The sequence below is a fragment of the Afipia sp. OHSU_II-C1 genome, from assembly GCF_000497575.1.
Classification (GTDB): domain Bacteria; phylum Pseudomonadota; class Alphaproteobacteria; order Rhizobiales; family Xanthobacteraceae; genus Afipia.
Map to the genome: position 1 here is coordinate 78,744 of NZ_APJI01000020.1, position 21,138 is coordinate 99,881.

The window sequence follows — 21,138 nt, forward strand, 5'->3', positions numbered from 1 at the left end:
TCAGGCGGCCTTCTTCTTCGCGGCCTTTGAGACCAGCGCCGCAACCGGCCCGATGGTCTTGCCGACCATCCTTCTGTAACCCGCCGCGTTGAAATGCAGGTCACCTCCGCCAACGACGAGCGCCGGGTTCTGATGATCCGCCACGTTGTAAACCGGCGGCCGGATCACATAGGTGTCGATCCCCTTCGCCCGCAGGCGGCTGACGATACCGGCGACGTTGGCCTGAACTTCCGCCATGCTGACGCCGCGCTTGATATCGTTGATGCCGATCCAGATCACCACAACGCGCGTGCCGGACGGCACCGCTGAATCCAGTCGTCCCGCAAGGCCCGAACTGGTGTTGCCGTTGATGCCGCCATTGCTGACGCTCACGTTCAGACCTCGCGCATTGAGCGCGGCCTGAAGCTGGCTCGGATAGTTCTCGGAGGGAGAGATGCCCTTGCCGTAGACGTTGCTGTCGCCGATCACTGCGACCAGCACCTGCGCGCAGGCGGACTGCACAACAGCAGGCGCCGCGAGAAAGAAGACAGCAAGAAAAAAGGAAGCAAACAGGTTTCGCTGCAATGACATGACCCGCCCTAAAACTGATGTCTAAAATCAGCAGACTAGGGCTGGTGTCCAAACACCGTCAAGCGCGTCAATGCTTGGTCACGACGCTCCACTTGGTGACGACGGCGTCGCTCAACTGGCCGGCGGCCTGCGCACAGGCAATCTCGTTGGCCTTGAGCGCAATGCTTTTACCGATAAAGGGCTTGAGCGCCGCGGCTTCCGCATCGCTGTTGGTCACGATCTGAAATGTCTCGGGACCGGTTTCCAGATTGCACATGCCCGACGGCGGCGGCAGCCGGCGCGGCTCGCTGGTGAGCTGGTACGTGATGACGCGCTTCTTCTTCGGTCCCGAACGCATCGCGGTCAGTTCGCCGGACAGGACCTCACCGGTGTTGATCGGCTTGGCTTTCTGCTGCGCCATCGCGCCGGACGATGTGAGAACTGCGAAACACGCAATCAGGCAGCCAGCGGTAAAAATAATTGAAGTATTCGCGAACAGACGAGAGATCATGCGGTTTCCATTGGGTTTCAGAACAGTGTCCGCTGCCGCATGGCGGCCGACAGGGTTCCTTCGTCGAGATAATCAAGTTCCCCGCCGACCGGCACGCCGTGCGCCAGCCGCGTGACCTTGACGTTGGCCTCCTGCAACAGGTCGGTGATGTAGTGCGCCGTGGTCTGGCCATCGACGGTTGCATTCAGCGCGAGGATGATTTCCGTGACGCGCGGATCGAGCGCGCGCTGCACCAGTGCATCGATGGTCAGATCCTGCGGGCCGACGCCGTCGAGGGGCGACAGTGTGGCGCCGAGCACGTGGTAGAATCCATTTGTGGCATGAGCGCGTTCGAGCGCCCACAAATCCGCAACATCCGCCACCACAACGATAATCGAGGGATCGCGCCGCATGTCGGTGCAGACCGTGCAGGGATTTTGCGTGTCGATATTCCCGCAGGTGTTGCAGACCTGAATCTTGTCAATCGCCACCTGCAATGCCGCCGACAGCGGCGTCATCAGGGCTTCGCGCTTCTTGATCAGATGCAGCGCCGCGCGCCGCGCCGAGCGCGGGCCGAGCCCCGGCAGCCGCGCCAGCAACTGGATCAGCCGTTCGATTTCCGGACCTGCGACCGAGGAGACCATCAGAGCATTTTCACGTTGAGAAGGCGCATCGCGGCTCTAGCCGAGACCCAGCCCCGGCGGCAGGCCAAGGCCGCCGGTCAGCGCCTGCATTTTCTCCTGCATGGCGGCTTCGGCCTTGCGGCGCGCATCATTCTGCGCGGTCACCAGCAGGTCTTCGAGAATCTCCCGCTCGTCAGCCTTCATCAGCGACGGATCGATCTTCACGGCCTTTACTTCGCCCTTGGCGGTCATGCGCACGTTGACGAGTCCGCCGCCGGACAGGCCTTCGACCTCGATGGTGTCGAGTTCATCCTGCAGCGCCTTCATCTTGGACTGAAGCTGCGCTGCCTGTTTCATCATACCGAGAAAGTCAGCCATGAACGGTCCTTTGTCGTTGATGTCCGGACATCATCTTGTCCGAAAACCGGTTTCCACCTTTCGGGATCATGTCCCTAGAGATCGTCGTCTTCCTCGGCCGCCGCAACCGGTCCGGACTCATCAGCGCCGGAACCGGTATCCGGCGCGATGCGCCGTACTTCCACCAGTTGCGTGCCGGGAAACCGCGACATCACGGCCTGCACGCGCGGATCGGCCTGCACGCCGTCGGTGAGCTTTTCCTTCGCCGCCTGCGCCTGCGCGCGCAGCGTCGGCTGACCTTCCTCGTTGGAGACGATCACGGTCCAGCGCCGTCCGGTCCAGAACTCGAGTTTGCGCGACAGATCGTTGATCACCGAACGCGCGGCGCTGCGCTCGAGCGCGACCTCGAGCCGTCCGTCTTCCATCCGCACCAACCGCATGTCGGATTCCAGCGCGGACTTGATCTGCAAATCGCGTTTTTCGCCGGCCAGAGCGACAACCTCGGCGAACGTATTCAGCCGCCGCGCGGGCGCCGCTTCAACCGAGGCCGGCGCAGGAACGCTCATCTGCGGACGTGGCGAGGTGTCGAGTGCGGGCCGCGTGCTCGACCCCACCGCGCGAAGTTGCGAGCCGTCATCGCCGCTTGAGGAAAGCGCAGCAGACGGCGCGCGCGGTGCAGCGCCACCGGCACCATTGCCGGCAGGCATCGGCGAGGAACCGCCGCCGGCATCGATCATTTTGATCGCCTCGTCGGGCGTCGGCAGATCGGACACATAGGCGATGCGCACCAGCACCATTTCGGCGGCCGCCTGAGGACGCGTCGCGGACTGCACCTCGGCGATGCCCTTGAGCAGCATCTGCCACATCCGCGACAGCACCCGCATCGAAAGTTTGGCGGCGAAATCGCGGCCGCGCGTGCGCTCGGTTTCGCCGAGCGCCAGATTGTCCGCCGTTGCCGGAACGACTTTCACCCGCGTCACGAAATTCACGAATTCCGCAAGATCGCTGAGCACCACCACCGGATCGGCGCCGGTATCGTACTGATCGCGGAATTCCTTGAAGGCCGCCGCGATGTCGCCGCTTGCCAGCGACTGGAACAGATCGATGACGCGGGTGCGGTCGGCCAGACCCAGCATCTGCCGCACATCCTCGGCGCGCACCGTGCCCGCCGCATGCGCAATCGCCTGATCGAACAGCGACAGCGAATCGCGCACCGAGCCCTCGGCGGCGCGCGCGATCAGACCCAGCGCCTCGGGTTCGGCCGCAACGCCTTCCTTGTCCGCGATGCTCGCCAGATGCGCCATCAGCACATCCGAATCGACGCGCCGAAGATCGAAGCGCTGGCAGCGCGACAGCACCGTCACCGGCACCTTGCGGATTTCAGTGGTGGCGAACACGAACTTGGCGTGCTCAGGCGGCTCTTCCAGAGTCTTCAGGAAGGCATTGAACGCCTTCTCCGAGAGCATGTGGACTTCGTCGATGATGTAGACCTTGTAACGCGCGCTCGACGGCGCATAGCGCACGCCGTCGGTAATCTGCCGCACGTCATCGATGCCGGTGTGCGACGCCGCGTCCATTTCGAGAATGTCGATATGCCGGCTTTCCATGATCGCCTGGCAATGCACGCCCATCTTCGGCATGTGGATGGTCGGACCTTTCACCGAGCCATCCGGCAATTCGTAATTGAGCGCGCGGGCGAGGATGCGCGCGGTCGTGGTCTTGCCGACGCCGCGGACCCCGGTGAGAATCCAGGCCTGCGGAACGCGCCCCGCCTCGAACGAGTTCGAGATGGTGCGAACCATCGCTTCCTGCCCGATCAGATCCTCGAATGTGCCGGGACGGTATTTGCGCGCGAGCACGCGATAGCCTGACCCCGAACCTGCCGAGGGGGCTGGCGTTCCGCCGAGCTCGAAACCGGGCTGATCGTCCGCAGTCGCGCCGGCCATATCAGCACCAGCCATGTCAGCATCGGTCATCAATCGATCCGCGATTGAGCACGCTAGGCACCAGGCGCGCGTTGCGCCGCTGCGGACGCACGAAAAAAGAGAAGTAGGAGACTGACGAGCGACCCGATCCGGACCTCGTTAGGGCTGCTTCCTTCCGGACCTGACCCGGTTGGCGAGTGGCTCGTCCACCGCCAATCTCCCGGTCCCTATTTGGGGCCAAAAGCGCCGGAAAGCAAGCGCGCGGGAAGCCTTCGCACCACGTTGTTTCAGCTTGCAAAATGGCCCGCCTTCCGGCCCCGCGGCCACGGGTCCCGCCCCGGCATGACAAAGGCATGGAACCCCGCGCAAAGCCGGGCATGACAGGTGTTGTTTGCAGCACTGCACTCTGCAAAATTGCCGGAACCGCTCGTGTTCCGCATCCGACGTTCAGAAACCATATGTCCGCCTCCGCCTGGTCGCTCAACTCCACCCTTGAAAAAGACACCATCAACATCGGCGATCTGCCGCTGTCACGTGTGCTTGTCATCAAGGATGCGAATTATCCGTGGCTGCTGCTGGTGCCGCGCCGCCCGGACACAGTCGAGATCATCGACCTCAGCGAGATCGAACAGGCGCAACTCATGACCGAGATCAACCGCGTGGCGCGGGCGCTGAAAGAGGTCACCAAGCCCGACAAGCTGAACATCGCGGCGCTGGGCAACGTCGTTCCGCAGCTGCATGTTCATATCATTGCACGCCGGACCTCCGATGCCGCATGGCCGCGGCCGGTCTGGGGCGTGGTGCCGCCCCTGGCCCACGATCCGCAGGAAGTCGATACCTTCATCGCAGCGCTTCGCCGCAAGATCTGGCTGAGCTGATTTTCAAAGAGCCGAAATCAATGACAACAAAAGAGAATCCCTTTCCGCTCGGACAGCCCGGCTTCGTGTCGCATCCGATCGACCGCGCCGCTCATATCCGCACCGACGCGGAGAAACTGTTCGCGCTGGAAACCCACCGCAACGCGCGGGCCTATGTGGTTCATCGCGATTCGCTGGTGGTCACCCTGGGTGCCGATGGTCCCCGCGCACTGCTGACGCTGGAGGAAGCGCACAAGTTCGGCGCCAATCCCGGCACCATCTTTCTCGGGCTGCATGAAGGCGCGGCGATATTCGGCATGGGCATCAGCGCCACCGCCGCCGAAAACCTGATGGGCCGGCAGGACGTCGGCGTGGAAAATCTGCGGGCGGTTGCCGCAAGCGGCGCCATACCGGCGCGCGAACTCTCCACCATCGCGATGGCGAAGTCGCTGGTGAGCTGGCACCAGCGCCACGGCTTCTGCGCCAACTGCGGTTCGCGCTCATCGATGGCGGATGGCGGCTGGAAGCGCATTTGCCCAAGCTGCAAGACCGAACACTTTCCGCGCACCGATCCGGTCGTCATCATGCTCGTGACGGCGGGCGACAAATGCCTGATGGGCCGTCAGTCGCAGTTTCCGCCGACCATGTGGTCATGCCTCGCCGGATTCGTCGAAGCCGCCGAGACCATCGAGAACGCCGTGCAGCGCGAGATTCTCGAAGAGGCCGGCATCCACTGCACCGACGTGCGCTATTACATGACGCAGCCGTGGCCCTATCCATCGTCGCTGATGATCGGCTGCACCGCGCGCGCCACCACCACCGACATCGTGGTCGACAAGACCGAACTCGAAGATGCACGATGGTTCAGCCGTGACGAGGCCGTGGCGATGCTCGCCAGGACTCACCCCGAGGGCCTGACGGGCCCTCATCCGGTCGCAATCGCGCACCACCTTCTGGCGAACTGGCTCGCGGAAACAGCCTAGTTATTGCGGTTCCGAGCAAGGAACCGCACCGCGTGTCATCGATTGTCTTGGTCACAGCCATTTTAGGCGAGGCGCAGTGTCAGTGAACATCCACAATCAATCACGCAAGACATCACCACGCATTGTTTGCATCGGCATGCCGGTGCGCGATCTGATTTTCCGCGTGCCGGAAGTGCCCGCGCGCGGCCAGAAGGAATATGCCAGCGAGTTCGTCGAGGTCGCTGGCGGTAATTCGCCAAACGCCGCCATTTCGATTTCACGGCTCGGTGGACGTGTCCTGCTGACAGGCCCGATCGGCGGTTTGCTGGCGGCGAGCAATGCCATCATCGATGATCAATTCAGAAGTGAGGGTATCGACACCAGCGGCCTCGTGGTCGTCGATGACGTGGTCACACCGATCTCCAGCGTGCTGATCGATCCGAGCGGTGAGCGCACCATCGCCACCTTCCGCGATCCCAAACTGTGGACCGTGGCGCTGCCGCCATCGGACACGCTGCTCGCCGACTGCGATGCCATTCTGATCGAAAGCCGCTGCGCGGAATTCGGCACCGATGTGTGCACAGAGGCGCACCGCCGCGGCATTCCCGTCGTCATCGACGGCGACCGGATGATGTCGATGCGCGAAGGATTGTTGCAAGTCGCCTCGCATATCGTCTTTTCCGCGGAGGCGCTGCACGCCACCGCAGGCGAGAGCGATGATGTGACCGCGCTGCGCAAGCTCGCCCAGGTGACCCCCGCATTGCTCGGCGTCACATCGGGCGCCAGGGGCGTGATCTGGCTCGATCGGCAGGGCGAGCCGAAACACATGCCGGCCTTCCCGGTCCATACCGTCGATACGCTGGGTGCGGGCGACGCCTTCCATGGCGCGTTCACGCTGGCCGTGGCGGAAGGACAACCGCTCGAGCAGGCGATGCGATTCGCCTCGGCGACGGCCGCGCTGAAATGCACCCGCTTCGGAGGCGCCTTCGGCTCCCCGGAGCGCGCCGAGGTCGACACCCTTTTGGCCTCCAGCACGGTCGCTCTCCCAGCATAGAGGCCCTCTAAAGCCGGAAATCTGGGCTTGTCAGAGAATGATTTTCTATATATGAGGTATGCAACCCTCAATTATGGAAGAAAGTTCTTCTAATGTCTGACGCTGCTGTAGCAATTATCGATGCTCCGCGCCGCCTTGACGCGATAGATCGCAAGATTCTGACCGTACTCCAGGACGATGCTTCCCTTTCGGTGGCCGAAATCGGCGACCGGGTCGGCCTGTCGTCGACGCCGTGCTGGAAGCGCATCCAGCGCATGGAGGCCGAAGGCATCATCCTGCGCCGCGTCGCGCTGGTCGATCAAAACAAGATCGGCCTCGGGATTTCGGTGTTCGTTTCGGTGGAAAGCGGCGATCACTCCGACGCCTGGCTGAAGAAATTCGCCGACGCCGTCAGCGCCATGCCCGAGGTGATGGAATTCTACCGGATGGCCGGTGATGTCGATTACATGCTGCGCGTGGTCGTCGCCGACATGCAGAGCTACGACATCTTCTACAAGAAGCTCATCAGCGCGGTGGCGCTGAAGAACGTCACGTCACGCTTTGCGATGGAAAAGATCAAGTCGGTGACGGCGCTGCCGGTCCCGGCGCTCTCCGGCGCCTGAGCCGCACGGATTTCACAAAGCCCGCCTGCGGAAACGCCGGCGGGCTTTCTGCGTCCCGAACAATCTATTTTCTCGATTGAATTTACCGATATAATCAGTTGGATTGATCGATAGCGATTTGCGATTTTTCGGCCGGAACAAGGAGTTCGGCCATGACTGCTCAAACACTTGCCGACACGGAAAGCCATCATCAGCGTGTGCCGGTTGCATCGGAGATCATGCCGGGCCTGCTGCTGACCGCGCTCATCACGGCGGCGGCCTTCGGCCTGCGCGAACTCCCCGACGTCAGCACATTCAGCCCGCTGATTCTCGCCATCGTTCTGGGCATGGTCTTTCACAATGCCATCGGCACACCGTTGCGCGCCAAGGCTGGCGTGACCTTTGCTCTCCGCAAGGTTCTACGCTTCGCCATCATCCTGCTTGGATTGCAACTCACCGCGGCGCAGATCGCGGACGTCGGCCCGGCGGGTATCGCCGTGATCGCACTGACGCTGGTCGCGACATTCGTCTTCACAACCTGGGCCGGGCGGCTGCTGGGTGTGGAGAAGAAGCTCACCGAACTGATCGCAGCGGGCACATCGATCTGCGGCGCTTCCGCCGTGATCGCCACCAACACCGTGACCAACGCCCGTGACGAGGATGTCGCCTATGCGGTGGCCTGCGTCACGGTGTTCGGCTCGATCGCGATGTTTGTCTATCCGCTGCTGCCGGCACTGCTGCATCTCGATGCACGCGCCTACGGCCTGTGGAGCGGCGCATCGATCCACGAGATCGCGCAGGTTGTCGCCGCCGCATATCAGGACGGCCGGCAGGCCGGTGAGTTCGGCACCATCGCCAAGCTCTCCCGCGTCGCGATGCTGGCGCCGATGGTCATCGCCCTCGGGCTGATGGCAAACCGCTCCAACCGCAAGGCGGGTGTAACGAGCGCGGGCGGCCGCGCGCCGATGCCGTGGTTCGTGCTGGGCTTCGCCGGGCTGGTCGGGCTCAACAGCATTGTTACGATCCCGCCGGAGGCAAAAAGCATTATCGTCACCGCAACGACCGTCCTGCTGTCGATGGCACTGGCCGCGATGGGACTCGAAACCGACATCGGCAAACTGCGCGCCAAGGGATTGCGGCCACTGGTACTCGGCGCCGCAGCCTTCCTCTTCATTGCAGCATTCAGCCTGATGCTCGTGAAGATCACCACATAGGACATCGCATGACGCTGGAGCAGCTCCGGATTTTTGTCGCGGTCGCTGAACAGGAACATATGACGCGCGCCGCCGAAGCGCTCCACCTGACGCAGTCGGCCACCAGCGCGGCCATCGCCGCGCTCGAGGAACGGCACGCCGTGCGGCTGTTCGACCGGGTCGGTCGCAACATCAGGCTGACCACCGCCGGCCGGCTGTTCGTGACCGAAGCGCGCGCCGTGCTGGCGCGCACCGCCGCCGCCGAGGCGATGCTGGCGGATCTTGCCGGACTGAAGCGTGGGTCGCTGTCGCTCGCCGCCAGCCAGACCGTCGGCAATTACTGGCTGCCGCAGGTGATCCACCGCTATCATTCCCTTTATCCCGGCATCACGCTGGATCTGAAGATCGGCAATACCGATCAGGTGACCTCGTGGGTGCAGGACGGCCGCGCGGATCTCGGATTTGTCGAAGGCGCAATCGACGATCCCGCACTATCGGTTCGCGCCGTCGGCGAAGACAAACTGGTGCTGGTGGTTGGCGCATCGCATCCCTGGGCGGGGAAGCGCGCGCCGAAGCTCGCCGAGCTGAAGGCCACACGCTGGGTCGCACGCGAGCAAGGCTCCGGCACCCGCAAGATATTCGAAACCGCGCTGGCGAGCCTCGGTCTCGCGGCCCGTGATATCAACATCGTCCTGGAATTTCCGTCCAACGAATCCGTTCGCGGCGCCGTGATCGCCGGCGCAGGAGCAACGATCCTGTCGAAACTGGTGGCAACGAACACCCTGACGTCGGGAGCGCTCGTCGCGCTCAAGGTTCCGCTGCCATCCCGTAGCTTCTTCCTGCTGCGCCACAAGGAGCGTCACACGACACAGGCAGAGAAGGAATTTGCGAAGCTGATCGAAGTCATCCGATAGAACACTGGTCACGATCGCTCCGATCGTGACCAGCGCCTGACGTGCGGAGATGACGCTCCGTCAGATCTTCTGATTGTACTCGCCAACTTCCGGATGGGTCCGCAGCACCGAATCCATCGCCTCGAACATGTCGCGCATGCGCTGTTCGGAGACCGGGCTCTCGACCACCACCACAAGCTCCGGCTTGTTGGATGAGGCGCGCACCAGCCCCCAGCTACCGTCCTCGCAGGTGACGCGCACGCCGTTGACGGTGACCAGATCGCGGATCGGCTGGCCGGCGACCTTGGCGCCCTTCGCCTTCTGATCCTCGAAATGCTTCACCACCTGCGCGACGATTCCGTACTTGGTCTCATCGGAGCAGTGCGGCGACATGGTCGGCGACGACCAGGTCTTCGGCAGCGCGTCCTTGAGGTCCGCCATGGTCTTGCCCGGCGCGTGATCCAGCATTTCGCACACCGCGATCGCGGAGACGAGGCCGTCGTCGTAACCGCGCCCGACCGGCGCGTTGAAGAAGAAGTGGCCGGACTTCTCGAAGCCCGCCAGCGCCTTCAATTCATGGGTGCGGCGCTTCATGTAGGAATGGCCGGTCTTCCAGTACGTGGTGTGAGCGCCCTGCTTTTGCAGCACGGGATCGGTCACGAACAGGCCGGTTGACTTCACATCGACCACGAACTGCGCGTTCTTGTGAATTGCGGACATGTCGCGCGCCAGCATCACGCCGACCTTGTCGGCGAAGATTTCCTCGCCGGTGTTGTCCACCACGCCGCAGCGGTCGCCGTCACCATCGAACCCGAGGCCGACGTCGGCCTTGTGTTCAAGCACTGCATCGCGGATCGCGTGCAGCATTTCCATGTCTTCGGGATTCGGATTGTACTTCGGGAAGGTGTGATCGAGATCCACATCGAGCGGGATTACCTCGCAGCCGATCGCTTCCATCACCTTCGGCGCGAACGCGCCCGCGGTGCCGTTGCCGCATGCGACAACAACCTTGAGCTTGCGCTTCAGCTTCGGGCGGTTGGTGAGATCGGCGATGTAGCGCGCCGGGAAATTCTCGTGAAACTGATAGCCGCCCGCGGGCTTCAGCTTGAAATCGGCGTTGAGCACGATCTCCTTCAGCCGGGTCATTTCGTCCGGCCCGAATGTCAGCGGGCGGTTCGCGCCCATCTTCACACCGGTCCAGCCGTTGTCGTTATGCGAGGCGGTCACCATCGCGACGCACGGCACGTCGAGATCGAACTGCGCGAAATATGCCATCGGCGTCACCGCGAGGCCGATGTCATGAACCTTGCAGCCGGATGCCAGCAAACCCGAGATCAGCGCGTATTTGATCGACGCGGAATAGCCGCGAAAATCGTGCGCGGTGACGATTTCCTGCTTCTGCCCCATCTCGGCGATCAACGTGCCGAGACCCATGCCGAGGGCCTGAATGCCCATCAGGTTGATTTCCTTGCCGAACAGCCAGCGCGCATCGTATTCGCGGAAGCCCGTGGCCTTCACCATCGGCTCGGATTCATAGGCATAGGTGTTCGGAATCAGTTCGGGCTTTGGCTTCGGAAACATTCAGATGGCCTCGTGACAATGCGGGCGGGCGATATCCAGCAGCTTTAGCGAATGCTTGGAACCGTGGAAAGGCGGGAGCCGGGTGTTTAGGAGCGAAATGCGGCATATTGGTAGCGAGCTTGTACAGCCCTCATTCAGATCGGACCCACATGACCGACCGCCGCCTTGAGTATCCCGCCACCTTGCGTAACCGCGATGTCATCCTCGACGTCCTGCGCGGCGCGTTGCCTGCGTCCGGACTCGTGCTTGAGATCGCCAGCGGCTCCGGCGAGGATGTTGTGCATTTCGCGCGGGCGTTTCCGAGCCTGACGTTCCAGCCGTCGGACCCCGAGGACGCCGCCTTGCAGAGCATCGAAGCATGGACGCAGGACAGCGGTCTTTCCAATGTGCGGTTACCCCTGAAGCTGGATGCATCGTCGGAGCAGTGGCCGGTGACCGCCGCCGACGCCATCCTCTGCATCAACATGATCCATATTTCTCCCTGGCAGGCGACGACAGGCCTGATACGCGGCGCGGCAAAACTGCTGCGCACCGGCGCGCCGCTGTATCTGTACGGGCCGTACCGGCGCGCAGATGTCGTCACTGCGCCGAGCAACGAAGCGTTCGACGCGAGTCTAAAGTCCCGGAATCCGGAATGGGGATTGCGCGATCTGGAAGCTGTCGCGGAACTGGCGCGGACTGAGGGATTTTCGGCACCGGCGATCACTGAAATGCCGGCGAACAATCTGAGCGTGGTGTTTCGGCGGATATAGTCGTTATTACGAGGGAAGCAAAGCAATCCAGAACTGCAGACACGAAGCTGTATTGCTTCGTCGCAAGTGCTCCTCGCAATGACGCGATATAGCGAACTACTGCTCCATCACCAGCTTGCCGCCGGCCATTTCAAACCGGCGAAGCTTCGACAGATACGACATGCCGAGCAGATTTTCCGACAGCGCGTCGTCGGGCAGCACCAGCGCATCGACGTCGCGCACCACGAGCCCGCCGACATCGACCATGGCGAGACGGGTGCGTGCGGCCCTGATCGAGCCGTTGGCGGTTGAAACATTCGCGGTGTATTCGCTGGGCCGCGGACGAATGCCGATCAGCGCCGCCGAGCTTTCGTTGAGTGCTATCACCGAAGCGCCGGTATCGACCATAAAGCCGATACGGCGGCCATCGACGCGCGCATCGGTCTGGAAGTGCCCCCGGCTGTCGCGCGAAATGGTGACACTGCGGAGACCGGCATTGCCCGTGGTTTTCGGCTGCACCGATGCGAAGGCATTCATGGCCTTCGACTTGTCGACGGCATGGGCCTGCGCCTTCTGTGACGTCATCTGGTCGGCCATCTTCGCCATGGAGGTGCCGAACACGACCAGCAGGGCCGCCAGAATCATGATGTTACGCATCACACATACGCCTGTACCAACCCGTCCCGCGCGAACCTTACGGGAACCGCTTCACAACGGGCCGAAAGTTGACGCCTCGGCACCGGCAAAGACTGCTTTTTCCGAAATAAGGGTGAGGGAAGCGTTAATTCTCAGGTCCCGCGCGGCTTGACTCGGCGGGTTGGCGGCGCGGACGCCGGGTCTTCCGGCCAGGGATGGCGCGGATAACGCCCGCGCAGATCGGAGCGAACCGCTGCATAGGACCCGCGCCAGAAGCCCGGCAGATCGCGCGTCACCTGTACCGGGCGACGCGCCGGCGACAGCAGTTCCAGCACCAGCGGGATTTTGCCCTTCGCGATCGACGGATGGACATTGAGCCCGAACAATTCCTGCAACCTCACCGCAATGGTCGGCCCCTGCTCAGCCTCATAGTCGATCGGCAGCGAGGTTCCGGTTGGCGCCTCGAAATGCGTCGGCGCTTCGCGGTCGAGTCGCGCGCGCATCTCCCACGGCAGCAGATTCATCAGCGCGTCGGACAGATCGCCCGCGGAGAAATTCGCCAGCGAGGTCTTGTCGAACAATGCCGGCACGAGCCAGTCGCCTCGTGTCTCCGCCAGCGCATTGTCTGAAAGATCGGGCCATTCCTCAGGCGAGGCCGCGCGCAAAAACATCACGCGGTCGCGCCATTGTTTCAGCGGCTTCGACCATGGCAAGCGCTCCAATCCCAATGCGACAAGACCGTCCGCCAACACACGTGCTGTCTCCGCCGAGGGGGAGACCGGAAGGATTTGTTCTGAGAGCGTGATCGCATGCAGTTTCTTCCTGCGCCGCGCGCGCAACGCCATGGCGGCGCGATCGAACGTGATCTCATCGTCAGTCTGAATGTGATCGGCGAACTGCGCCTCGATCTCCCCTTGCGTGATTGGCGCCGCCAGCAGGATGCGCCCGTTCGCCGCCGTCCCGGTCAGTTCGGCGACCGCGATGTAAGGCGATTTCGCCAATGCCGAAGTCTGCTCAACGCTCGCACCACGCCCGTTGGCCAGCACGAACGAACCGTTGCCGCGATTGCGCGCCACGCGATCCGGAAACGCGAGTGCGAGCATGAGGCCGGTGCTTAACTCCCCTCCCCCATAGCCCGTCGAAGACGGGCGTGAACGCCCTGATGTCGGGGAGGGGTTGGGGGTGGGGGTATTGTTTCGCGTAATCGAAGATACAGCCCCCCCTCCCCGACCCTCTCCTGCAAGGGGAGAGAGAGAAGAAGAGCCGCGAACGCGAGCCGGAACGTCGTTCGCTGTATCTTCACTCGCCGCTACCTGTCTGGCCCAGCGATCCGCCAGTTGCCGCGCGCTTTGCGCCCGCTGCGAGCGGTCGCGGCGAAAGTTATCCAGCCGTGCATCGAGGTCGGCGCTGTCACCGCCAAGGCTGCGTTCGGTGAGAATGGCAGCGATCAGCGCGGCTTCATCGCCGGAGCCGAGCCGGTGCGAATCCACGATCATGCGCGCGAGGCGCGGCGGCAGCGCCAGCGCGCGCAGACTGTTGCCCTCGGGCGTGATGCGGCCTGCCTCATCGAGTGCGTTGAGTTCACGTAGCAAGGCACGCGCCTCGGTCAGCGCCGGCAGCGGCGGCGGATCGAGGAAGGCGAGAGCCGAAGGATCGCCTGCGCCCCAATGCGCGAGGTCAAGCACCAATGACGACAGATCGGCGGACAAAATCTCGGGCCGTGTATACGCTTCAAGCGACGCGGTCTGCGGCTCGTCCCACAGCCGGTAACAGACGCCGGGCTCGGTGCGGCCAGCGCGGCCCCTGCGCTGATCGACGGCGGCGCGCGAGGCGCGGATGGTTTCGAGCCTCGTGAGACCGATGTCCGGCTCATAGCGCGGCACCCGCGCCATCCCGGAATCGACCACGATGCGCACGCCCTCGATCGTCAGCGACGTCTCGGCGATCGAGGTCGCCAGCACCACCTTGCGTTGCCCCTTAGGTGGCGGCGAAATCGCACGGTCCTGCACGCCGGCATCGAGCGCGCCGAACAGCGGCACGATCTCGGTGTTCGGATCGCTGACACGCTCGCTGAGAAAATTCTGGATGCGGCGGATTTCCGCGGCGCCCGGCAGGAACGCCAGCACCGAACCGCTATCTGCGCGCAGCGCCGTGGCGATAGCGTCCGCCATCTGCCGTTCGATCTGCACATCCGGCTTGCGGCCGAGATAGCGTGTGTCGACCGGAAACGCGCGGCCTTCGCTGGCGATCACCGGACAATCGCCGAGCAGCTTCGCGACCCGCGCGCCATCGAGCGTCGCCGACATCACCAGAATGCGCAGATCCTCGCGCAGGCCGGTCTGCGCATCGCGCGCCAGCGCGAGGCCAAGATCCGCATCCAGCGAGCGCTCATGAAATTCGTCGAACAGCACGGCGGCGACGCCGGACAACTCGGGATCGTCGAGAATCTGCCGGGTGAAGATCCCCTCAGTGACCACCTCGATTCGCGTCGCGCGCGACACCTTCGAACCGAACCGCACGCGGTAGCCGACCGTCTCGCCGACCTTCTCGCCCAGCGTCTGCGCCATGCGCTCGGCGGCGGCACGCGCGGCGATCCGGCGCGGCTCCAGCACGATGATCTTCTTCTTGCCGGCCCAGTCCGCATCCAGCAGCGCCAGCGGCACGCGCGTGGTCTTGCCCGCGCCCGGCGGCGCGACCAGCACGGCGGTGCTGCCGCGCGCAAGCGTCGACGTCAGGTCGGCCAGAACCGCATCGATGGGAAGAGGGGTGGAAAAGTTCATCATCGGGACAAGATATATCCGTCATTGCGAGCGAAGCGAAGCAATCCACACTAAGGAAAGCTGGATTGCTTCGTCGCAAGTGCTCCTCGCAATGACGCCGGGGCCTACACCGCCCCGCGCCCGACGCTTTCATAGGTAAAGCCCAGCGCTTCCATCTCGTCGCGGCGATAGATATTGCGCAGGTCGACCATCACCGGATTGGCCATCTCGCGCTTCAGCCGCTTCAGATCGAGCGCGCGGAACTGCCGCCACTCGGTGACGATCACCAGCGCATCGGCATCCTTGGCAACGGCATAGGGATCCTCGCAATAGGTGATATCCGGCAGCTCGCTCTTCGCCTGCTCCATCCCGGCAGGATCGTAGGCGCGCACTTTCGCACCGAGATCGAGCAGGCCCGTCACCAGCGGGATCGACGGCGCCTCGCGCATGTCGTCGGTGTCCGGCTTGAACGTCAACCCTAGGAGACCGATGGTCTTGCCGCGCAGATTGCCGCCGAGCGCACTTGATACCTTGCGTGCCATGGCGCGCTTGCGGTTGTCATTCACCGCGAGCACCGCCTCGACGATCCGCAGCGGTACGTCATGGTCCAGCGCGGTCTTGACCAGCGCGCGGGTGTCCTTCGGAAAACACGAGCCGCCGAATCCGGGACCGGCGTTGAGAAACTTCGGGCCGATGCGGTTGTCGAGGCCGATACCGCGCGCAACCTCCTGCACGTCCGCGCCGACTTTCTCCGACAAATCCGCCATCTCGTTGATGAAGGTGATCTTGGTCGCAAGAAATGCGTTGGCGGCGTACTTGATCAGCTCCGCCGTACGGCGCTCGGTGTACATGATCGGCGCCTGATTGAGATAGAGCGGCCGGTAGACTTCGCCGAGAACCTTGCGCGCACGTTCGTCGTCGGTGCCGACCACGATGCGATCGGGATGCTTGAAGTCGCGGATCGCCGCACCCTCGCGCAGGAATTCAGGATTGGATGCCACCGCAACATCGGCCTGCGGATTGGTCTCGCGGATGATGCGTTCGACCTCGTCGCCGGTGCCGACCGGCACGGTAGATTTGGTGACCACGACGGTGAAACCCTGCAACGCTTTCGCGATATCGCGGGCGGCGGCGTGCACATAGGTCAGGTCGGCGTGGCCATCGCCGCGCCGTGACGGCGTGCCGACCGCGATGAACACCGCGTCCGCCTTGCCCACGGGCCCGGCGATGTCGGTGGTGAAATCGAGCCGCCCCGCCTTGACGGACGCCTCGACCAGCCGGTCCAGATCGGGCTCGAAGATCGGAATTTCGCCGCGGTTAAGCGCATCGATCTTCCCCGCGTCGGTGTCGACGCAGGTCACGCGATGGCCGAAATCCGCGAAGCAGGCCCCCGAAACCAGCCCCACATAGCCCGTGCCGATCATGGCAATCCGCATGTACCACCCGCTCCAAAACTCATTAACGATGTTTCGTTTCGCCGGGCTTTTAGCGCAATTCGGCGTGAATGGGGCACAACATTTGTATGAATAAAGAAGAATGAAACCCATGCGCCCCAGGATGGCGCGCCACTGGACCGAAACGGGACATCATGAGCAGCAACGGCACATCCGGCGCGCGCCCGTCGCCCGCCTCCGAGCGGATCGACTGGGTCGATTATGCCAAGGGCATCTGCATTGTCATGGTGGTGATGATGCACTCGACCTTGGGCGTCGAGGCCGCCGCGGGCAAACAGGGCTTCATGCACCTGCTGGTCGAGTTCGCAAAGCCGTTCCGGATGCCGGATTTCTTCCTGATTTCGGGGCTATTCCTGGCGCGGGTGATCAACCGCGACTGGCGCACCTATCTGGACCGCAAGGTGGTCCACTTCGCCTACTTCTACGTGCTGTGGGTGAGCATCCAGTTCGCCTTCAAGGCCCCCGCGTTCGCCGCCGAGCAGGGCTGGATCCATGTCGGTGTCATGTATCTGCAATCTTTCATCGAGCCGTTCGGCACGCTGTGGTTCATCTATCTGCTGCCGATCTTCTTTGTGGTGACCAAGGCCACCTTGCGCGTGCCCGCATTGGCAATCTGGCTTGCCGCCGCCGCGCTTGAAACCGCCCATGTCGCCACCGGCTGGACCGTGATCGACGAGTTCGCCGCGCGCTTCGTCTACTTCTACTCCGGCTATCTGTTTGCGAACTATGTCTTCGTGCTGGCGGACCGTGCGCGCGAGAAGCCCGGCACCGCGCTGATCGCCCTTGCGGCGTGGGGTGTTGCCAACGGCGTTCTGGTGTTCGCGGGCTACGGCGACCGGCCGGTGATTTCGCTCGCGCTCGGGTTCGCCGGCGCCTGCGCCATCATCGTCACCGGAACGCTGCTGGCCCGCGCCAGCTGGTTTGGCTTCCTGCGTTACTGCGGCGAGCATTCCATCGTGATCTATCTGGCCTTCTTCCTGCCGATGGCGATCGTGCGGGTGGTACTGCTCAAGACCGGCATCGTGCCCGACATCGGGCTCGTCTCGCTGATCGACACCATCGCGGGTGTGGTCGGTGCGCTCCTGATGTGGTGGGGCGCCAAACGCGCCGGGCTCAATTTCCTGTTCGAGCGGCCTGCCATGTTCTGGATCGCGCCCAAGCAGGCACGCCCCACATTGCAAGCGGCGGAGTAAATCCGCCCACGATGTCGTCCCCACGCAGGCGGGGACCCATACTCCCTGAGCAAGCGGTTCCTGTCGCGATTTTCACGACCTTCAGTGGTTATGGGTCCCCGCTTGCGCGGGGACGACGCGATTTTGTGAGCGCAACATCGAAATTTCCAGTGCGCATCTGTCCCGTGGAGGGGTGTTATTCGCAGCCAAAATCCTTAAGTTGCGGCCATGCCGAAAAAGCCCGCAACGCCCGCAACGTCATCCGCCGCAAAGGCTGAAAAGCCTGCCGCCACGAAACCCGCCGCCAGCGCGCCAGCCGCAAAGACCCCCGCCAAGGGCGATCACGTCTTTCTGGTGGACGGCTCGGGCTACATCTTCCGCGCCTATCACGCACTGCCGCCGCTGAACCGCAAATCGGACGGCTTGCAAGTCAACGCCGTGCTCGGCTTCTGCAACATGCTGTGGAAGCTGATGCGCGACATGCCGCCGGACAACCGGCCGACGCATCTGGCCATCATCTTCGACAAGTCGGAAGTCACGTTCCGCAACGAGCTCTATCCCGAATACAAGGCGCAGCGCGCCCCGGCCCCCGACGATCTCATTCCACAGTTCGGGCTGATCCGCGAAGCCGTGCGCGCCTTCGATCTGCCGTGCCTCGAACAATCCGGCTATGAGGCCGATGACCTGATCGCCACATACGTGCGCGAGGCCTGCGAGCGCGGCGCGACCGCGACCATCGTCTCGTCCGACAAGGACCTGATGCAGTTGGTCACGGATTGCGTCTCGATGTACGACACCATGAAGGATCGCCGCATCGGCATTCCCGAAGTGATCGAGAAATTCGGCGTCCCGCCCGAGAAGGTGGTCGAGGTGCAGGCGCTGGCAGGCGACTCGGTCGATAACGTGCCGGGCGTGCCGGGCATCGGCATCAAGACCGCGGCGCAGCTCATCAACGAATATGGCGACCTCGAAACGCTGCTCAAGCGCGCCCCCGAGATCAAGCAGCCGAAGCGGCGCGAGGCGCTGATCGAGAACGCGGACAAGGCACGCATCTCGAAAAAGCTGGTGCAGCTCGATGACCGCGTGAAGCTCGACGTGCCGCTGGACGATCTTGCGGTGCACGAGCCGGATTCGCGCAAGCTGATCGCCTTCCTGAAAGCGATGGAATTTTCCACGCTGACGCGGCGTGTTGCAGAGTATTCGCAGATCGATCCGTCGGACGTCGAAGCCGACACCAGCATGAAAAGCTCGTTCGCCCCCGCCGATGTCGCAGCCGATTCACCCAAGACGCCGCCGCTCGGCGGCGAGCCTGATCTGTTCGCGCGCGGGACGACCGAGAAAACGTCCAACGCCGGACAGTGGAGCGGGTCGCAGCCGAAGCAGGCGACGGCATCCGCCAATGGCCCTCAGACGCCGAAAGCGCTGGCCGATGCGCGCGCCGAGGAAGCGCGCAGCGCGAAGTTCAATCGCGCCAAATACGCGACCATCAAGACCGTGGACGAATTGCAGCGCTGGGTCGCGCGCGCCTTCGACATCGGTCAGGTCGCCATCACCGTCGAAACATCGACCGCCGACCCAATGCAGGCGGAAATCTGCGGCATCTCGCTGGCCACCGGGATCAACGAGGCCTGTTACGTGCCGCTTGCGCACACCAAGCCCGGCGACGGCTCGGGTCTCTTTGCGGGCGGACTTGCGCCGGACCAGATCAAGGCGGCCGATGCGCTGGCTGCGCTCAAACCGCTGCTCACCAACGCGGGCGTTCTCAAGATCGGCCACGATCTGAAGTTCGATAGCGTGGTGCTGGCGCAGCACGGCATCGAGATGGCGCCGCTCGAAGACTCCATCCTGATTTCCTATGTGCTCGACGCCGGCCGCGCCAAGCACGATTACGAGTCACTGGCCGAAAGCTGGTTCGGCCACAAGGCCATCGGTTTCGGCGAATTGATCGGCAGCGGCAAGAACCGCATCAGCTACGATCAGGTGCCGGTCGACAAGGCGACGGAATACGCCGCAGAGCGCGCCGACATCGTGCTGCGGTTGTGGCGTGTGCTGAAACCGCGCCTGATGGCCTATCGCGTCAACACTGTCTACGAGACGCTGGAGCGGCCGCTGGTGTCGGTGCTCGCGCGCATGGAGCGGCGCGGCATTTCCATCGACAGACAGGTCTTGTCGCGCCTGTCCGGCGAGTTCGCGCAGACCGCCGCGCGGGTCGAAGCCGACATCCAGAAAATGGCCGGCGAGCCGATCAATCCGGGGAGCCCCAAGCAGCTCGGCGACATCATGTTCGGCAAGATGGGCCTGCCGGGGGGCGCGAAAACCAAGACCGGCGCATGGTCGACCTCCGCGCAGATTCTCGATGAACTGGCCGAAGCCGGACACGAATTTCCGGCGCGCGTTCTTGAGTGGCGGCAGGTCACCAAGCTGAAATCGACCTACACGGATTCACTGCCCGAATACGTCAATCCGCAAACCCAGCGCGTGCACACGACCTACGCGCTGGCCGCGACCACCACCGGACGGCTGTCGTCCAACGAGCCGAATCTCCAGAACATCCCGGTGCGCACCGAGGACGGCCGCAAGATCCGCAAGGCCTTCATCGCCACCAAGGGCCACAAGCTCGTCTCGGCGGATTACTCGCAGATCGAACTGCGCTTGCTGGCAGAGATCGCGGATATTCCGTCGCTGAAGCAGGCGTTCCACGACAAGCTCGACATCCATGCCATGACCGCGTCCGAAATGTTCGGCGTGCCGATCAAGGACATGCCCGCAGAAGTGCGCCGCCGCGCCAAGGCGATCAACTTCGGCATCATCTACGGCATCTCGGCGTTCGGCCTCGCCAACCAGCTCGGCATTCCGCGCGAGGAAGCCGGCGCGTACATCAAGAAGTATTTTGAGCGCTTCCCCGGCATCCGCGCCTACATGGATGCGACGCGCGATTTCTGCCGCGAGCATGGCTACGTGGAAACCATCTTCGGCCGCAAGTGCCACTATCCAGACATCAAGGCGAGCAATCCGTCGATCCGCTCGTTCAACGAGCGCGCCGCGATCAACGCGCGGCTGCAGGGCTCAGCCGCCGATATCATCCGCCGCGCCATGATCCGGATGGAAGACGCACTCGCCGAGAAAAAGCTCTCTGCGCAGATGCTGCTGCAGGTCCACGACGAACTGATCTTCGAGGTGCCCGACGACGAGGTGGCCAGGACGTTGCCGGTGATCCAGCATGTGATGCAGGACGCGCCATTCCCGGCGGTATCGCTCTCAGTGCCATTGCAGGTCGATGCACGCGCCGCCAGCAACTGGGACGAGGCGCATTGATGGCAG

At 63.3% G+C, this 21,138-nt stretch carries 18 protein-coding genes and 1 other RNA gene; 9 read left to right on the plus strand and 10 right to left on the minus strand.

The window, feature by feature from the left end; genetic code table 11:
• The 6 genes from I554_RS0121165 to ffs all read right to left on the minus strand — a co-directional run bounded on the left by I554_RS0121165 (position 1) and on the right by ffs (position 4,165).
• Positions 1-570, minus strand: a complete 570-nt coding sequence (locus I554_RS0121165) for a GDSL-type esterase/lipase family protein (protein ID WP_024574438.1) — start codon at positions 568-570, stop codon at positions 1-3.
• A 67-nt stretch (positions 571-637) separates the two neighbouring features.
• Positions 638-1,060, minus strand: a complete 423-nt coding sequence (locus I554_RS0121170) for a hypothetical protein (protein WP_024574439.1) — start codon at positions 1,058-1,060, stop codon at positions 638-640.
• A 17-nt stretch (positions 1,061-1,077) separates the two neighbouring features.
• Positions 1,078-1,683 (minus strand): recombination mediator RecR, encoded by a 606-nt coding sequence (recR, locus tag I554_RS0121175; RefSeq protein WP_024574440.1) that lies wholly within the window; start codon positions 1,681-1,683, stop codon positions 1,078-1,080.
• A 36-nt stretch (positions 1,684-1,719) separates the two neighbouring features.
• Positions 1,720-2,040 carry a YbaB/EbfC family nucleoid-associated protein gene (locus I554_RS0121180; protein WP_006022334.1) on the minus strand — a complete coding sequence of 107 codons (321 nt, stop codon included), beginning with the start codon at positions 2,038-2,040 and terminating at the stop codon, positions 1,720-1,722.
• 74 nt (positions 2,041-2,114) lie between these two features.
• Positions 2,115-3,980: a DNA polymerase III subunit gamma/tau gene (locus tag I554_RS0121185; RefSeq protein WP_024574441.1), complete on the minus strand. Its 1,866-nt coding sequence runs from the start codon at positions 3,978-3,980 to the stop codon at positions 2,115-2,117.
• 88 nt (positions 3,981-4,068) lie between these two features.
• Positions 4,069-4,165, minus strand: an RNA gene (gene ffs / locus I554_RS26545) — signal recognition particle sRNA small type.
• Between the two features lie 237 nt (positions 4,166-4,402).
• Here ffs and I554_RS0121190 point away from each other — a divergent pair.
• The 6 genes from I554_RS0121190 (at position 4,403) to I554_RS0121215 (ending at position 9,505) form a co-directional block, all read left to right on the plus strand.
• Positions 4,403-4,822 (plus strand): HIT family protein, encoded by a 420-nt coding sequence (locus I554_RS0121190; RefSeq protein ID WP_024574442.1) that lies wholly within the window; start codon positions 4,403-4,405, stop codon positions 4,820-4,822.
• 20 nt (positions 4,823-4,842) lie between these two features.
• Positions 4,843-5,784, plus strand: a complete 942-nt coding sequence (gene nudC / locus I554_RS0121195) for an NAD(+) diphosphatase (RefSeq protein ID WP_024574443.1) — start codon at positions 4,843-4,845, stop codon at positions 5,782-5,784.
• An 82-nt stretch (positions 5,785-5,866) separates the two neighbouring features.
• Positions 5,867-6,817, plus strand: coding sequence for a sugar kinase (locus I554_RS0121200; RefSeq protein WP_024574444.1), 951 nt, complete (start codon positions 5,867-5,869; stop codon positions 6,815-6,817).
• 92 nt (positions 6,818-6,909) lie between these two features.
• A complete protein-coding gene (locus tag I554_RS0121205) occupies positions 6,910-7,419 on the plus strand; it encodes an Lrp/AsnC family transcriptional regulator (RefSeq protein ID WP_024574445.1) in 510 nt (169 codons plus the stop codon).
• Between the two features lie 152 nt (positions 7,420-7,571).
• Positions 7,572-8,612, plus strand: coding sequence for a YeiH family protein (locus I554_RS0121210; protein ID WP_051358649.1), 1,041 nt, complete (start codon positions 7,572-7,574; stop codon positions 8,610-8,612).
• Positions 8,613-8,620: 8 nt separating this feature from the next.
• Positions 8,621-9,505 (plus strand): LysR family transcriptional regulator, encoded by an 885-nt coding sequence (locus I554_RS0121215; RefSeq protein ID WP_024574447.1) that lies wholly within the window; start codon positions 8,621-8,623, stop codon positions 9,503-9,505.
• Between the two features lie 60 nt (positions 9,506-9,565).
• Here I554_RS0121215 and I554_RS0121220 read toward each other — a convergent pair whose 3' ends face one another.
• Positions 9,566-11,065, minus strand: coding sequence for a phosphomannomutase/phosphoglucomutase (locus I554_RS0121220; RefSeq protein WP_024574448.1), 1,500 nt, complete (start codon positions 11,063-11,065; stop codon positions 9,566-9,568).
• Positions 11,066-11,214: 149 nt separating this feature from the next.
• Between I554_RS0121220 and I554_RS0121225 the strand changes: the two genes are divergently transcribed.
• Positions 11,215-11,817 (plus strand): DUF938 domain-containing protein, encoded by a 603-nt coding sequence (locus I554_RS0121225; protein WP_024574449.1) that lies wholly within the window; start codon positions 11,215-11,217, stop codon positions 11,815-11,817.
• Positions 11,818-11,913: 96 nt separating this feature from the next.
• Here I554_RS0121225 and I554_RS0121230 read toward each other — a convergent pair whose 3' ends face one another.
• The 3 genes from I554_RS0121230 to I554_RS0121240 form a co-directional block, all read right to left on the minus strand.
• Positions 11,914-12,453, minus strand: coding sequence for a TIGR02281 family clan AA aspartic protease (locus I554_RS0121230; RefSeq protein ID WP_024574450.1), 540 nt, complete (start codon positions 12,451-12,453; stop codon positions 11,914-11,916).
• Positions 12,454-12,584: 131 nt separating this feature from the next.
• Complete coding sequence (gene hrpB / locus I554_RS0121235) at positions 12,585-15,212, minus strand: ATP-dependent helicase HrpB (RefSeq protein WP_024574451.1); 2,628 nt, start codon at positions 15,210-15,212, stop codon at positions 12,585-12,587.
• Positions 15,213-15,316: 104 nt separating this feature from the next.
• Positions 15,317-16,627: a UDP-glucose/GDP-mannose dehydrogenase family protein gene (locus I554_RS0121240; protein WP_024574452.1), complete on the minus strand. Its 1,311-nt coding sequence runs from the start codon at positions 16,625-16,627 to the stop codon at positions 15,317-15,319.
• Between the two features lie 152 nt (positions 16,628-16,779).
• Between I554_RS0121240 and I554_RS0121245 the strand changes: the two genes are divergently transcribed.
• On the plus strand, positions 16,780-17,838 hold the full coding sequence (locus I554_RS0121245) for an acyltransferase family protein (RefSeq protein ID WP_024574453.1): 1,059 nt from the start codon (positions 16,780-16,782) through the stop codon (positions 17,836-17,838).
• Positions 17,839-18,045: 207 nt separating this feature from the next.
• Positions 18,046-21,132, plus strand: a complete 3,087-nt coding sequence (gene polA, locus I554_RS0121250; protein ID WP_024574454.1) for a DNA polymerase I — start codon at positions 18,046-18,048, stop codon at positions 21,130-21,132.
• The last annotated feature ends 6 nt before the right edge of the window (positions 21,133-21,138 follow it).

Coding starts and splice junctions, on each gene's coding strand:
- I554_RS0121165 (WP_024574438.1), bottom strand. CDS start 570: ATGTCATTGCAGCGAAACCTGTTTGCTTCCTTTTTTCTTGCTGTCTTC.
- recR (WP_024574440.1), bottom strand. CDS start 1,683: ATGGTCTCCTCGGTCGCAGGTCCGGAAATCGAACGGCTGATCCAGTTG.
- I554_RS0121210 (WP_051358649.1), top strand. CDS start 7,572: ATGACTGCTCAAACACTTGCCGACACGGAAAGCCATCATCAGCGTGTG.
- I554_RS0121215 (WP_024574447.1), top strand. CDS start 8,621: ATGACGCTGGAGCAGCTCCGGATTTTTGTCGCGGTCGCTGAACAGGAA.
- I554_RS0121180 (WP_006022334.1), bottom strand. CDS start 2,040: ATGGCTGACTTTCTCGGTATGATGAAACAGGCAGCGCAGCTTCAGTCC.
- I554_RS0121170 (WP_024574439.1), bottom strand. CDS start 1,060: ATGATCTCTCGTCTGTTCGCGAATACTTCAATTATTTTTACCGCTGGC.
- I554_RS0121190 (WP_024574442.1), top strand. CDS start 4,403: ATGTCCGCCTCCGCCTGGTCGCTCAACTCCACCCTTGAAAAAGACACC.
- I554_RS0121240 (WP_024574452.1), bottom strand. CDS start 16,627: ATGCGGATTGCCATGATCGGCACGGGCTATGTGGGGCTGGTTTCGGGG.
- I554_RS0121185 (WP_024574441.1), bottom strand. CDS start 3,980: ATGGCTGGTGCTGATATGGCCGGCGCGACTGCGGACGATCAGCCCGGT.
- I554_RS0121225 (WP_024574449.1), top strand. CDS start 11,215: ATGACCGACCGCCGCCTTGAGTATCCCGCCACCTTGCGTAACCGCGAT.
- hrpB (WP_024574451.1), bottom strand. CDS start 15,212: ATGAACTTTTCCACCCCTCTTCCCATCGATGCGGTTCTGGCCGACCTG.
- I554_RS0121220 (WP_024574448.1), bottom strand. CDS start 11,065: ATGTTTCCGAAGCCAAAGCCCGAACTGATTCCGAACACCTATGCCTAT.
- nudC (WP_024574443.1), top strand. CDS start 4,843: ATGACAACAAAAGAGAATCCCTTTCCGCTCGGACAGCCCGGCTTCGTG.
- I554_RS0121230 (WP_024574450.1), bottom strand. CDS start 12,453: ATGCGTAACATCATGATTCTGGCGGCCCTGCTGGTCGTGTTCGGCACC.
- I554_RS0121205 (WP_024574445.1), top strand. CDS start 6,910: ATGTCTGACGCTGCTGTAGCAATTATCGATGCTCCGCGCCGCCTTGAC.
- I554_RS0121245 (WP_024574453.1), top strand. CDS start 16,780: ATGAGCAGCAACGGCACATCCGGCGCGCGCCCGTCGCCCGCCTCCGAG.
- polA (WP_024574454.1), top strand. CDS start 18,046: ATGCCGAAAAAGCCCGCAACGCCCGCAACGTCATCCGCCGCAAAGGCT.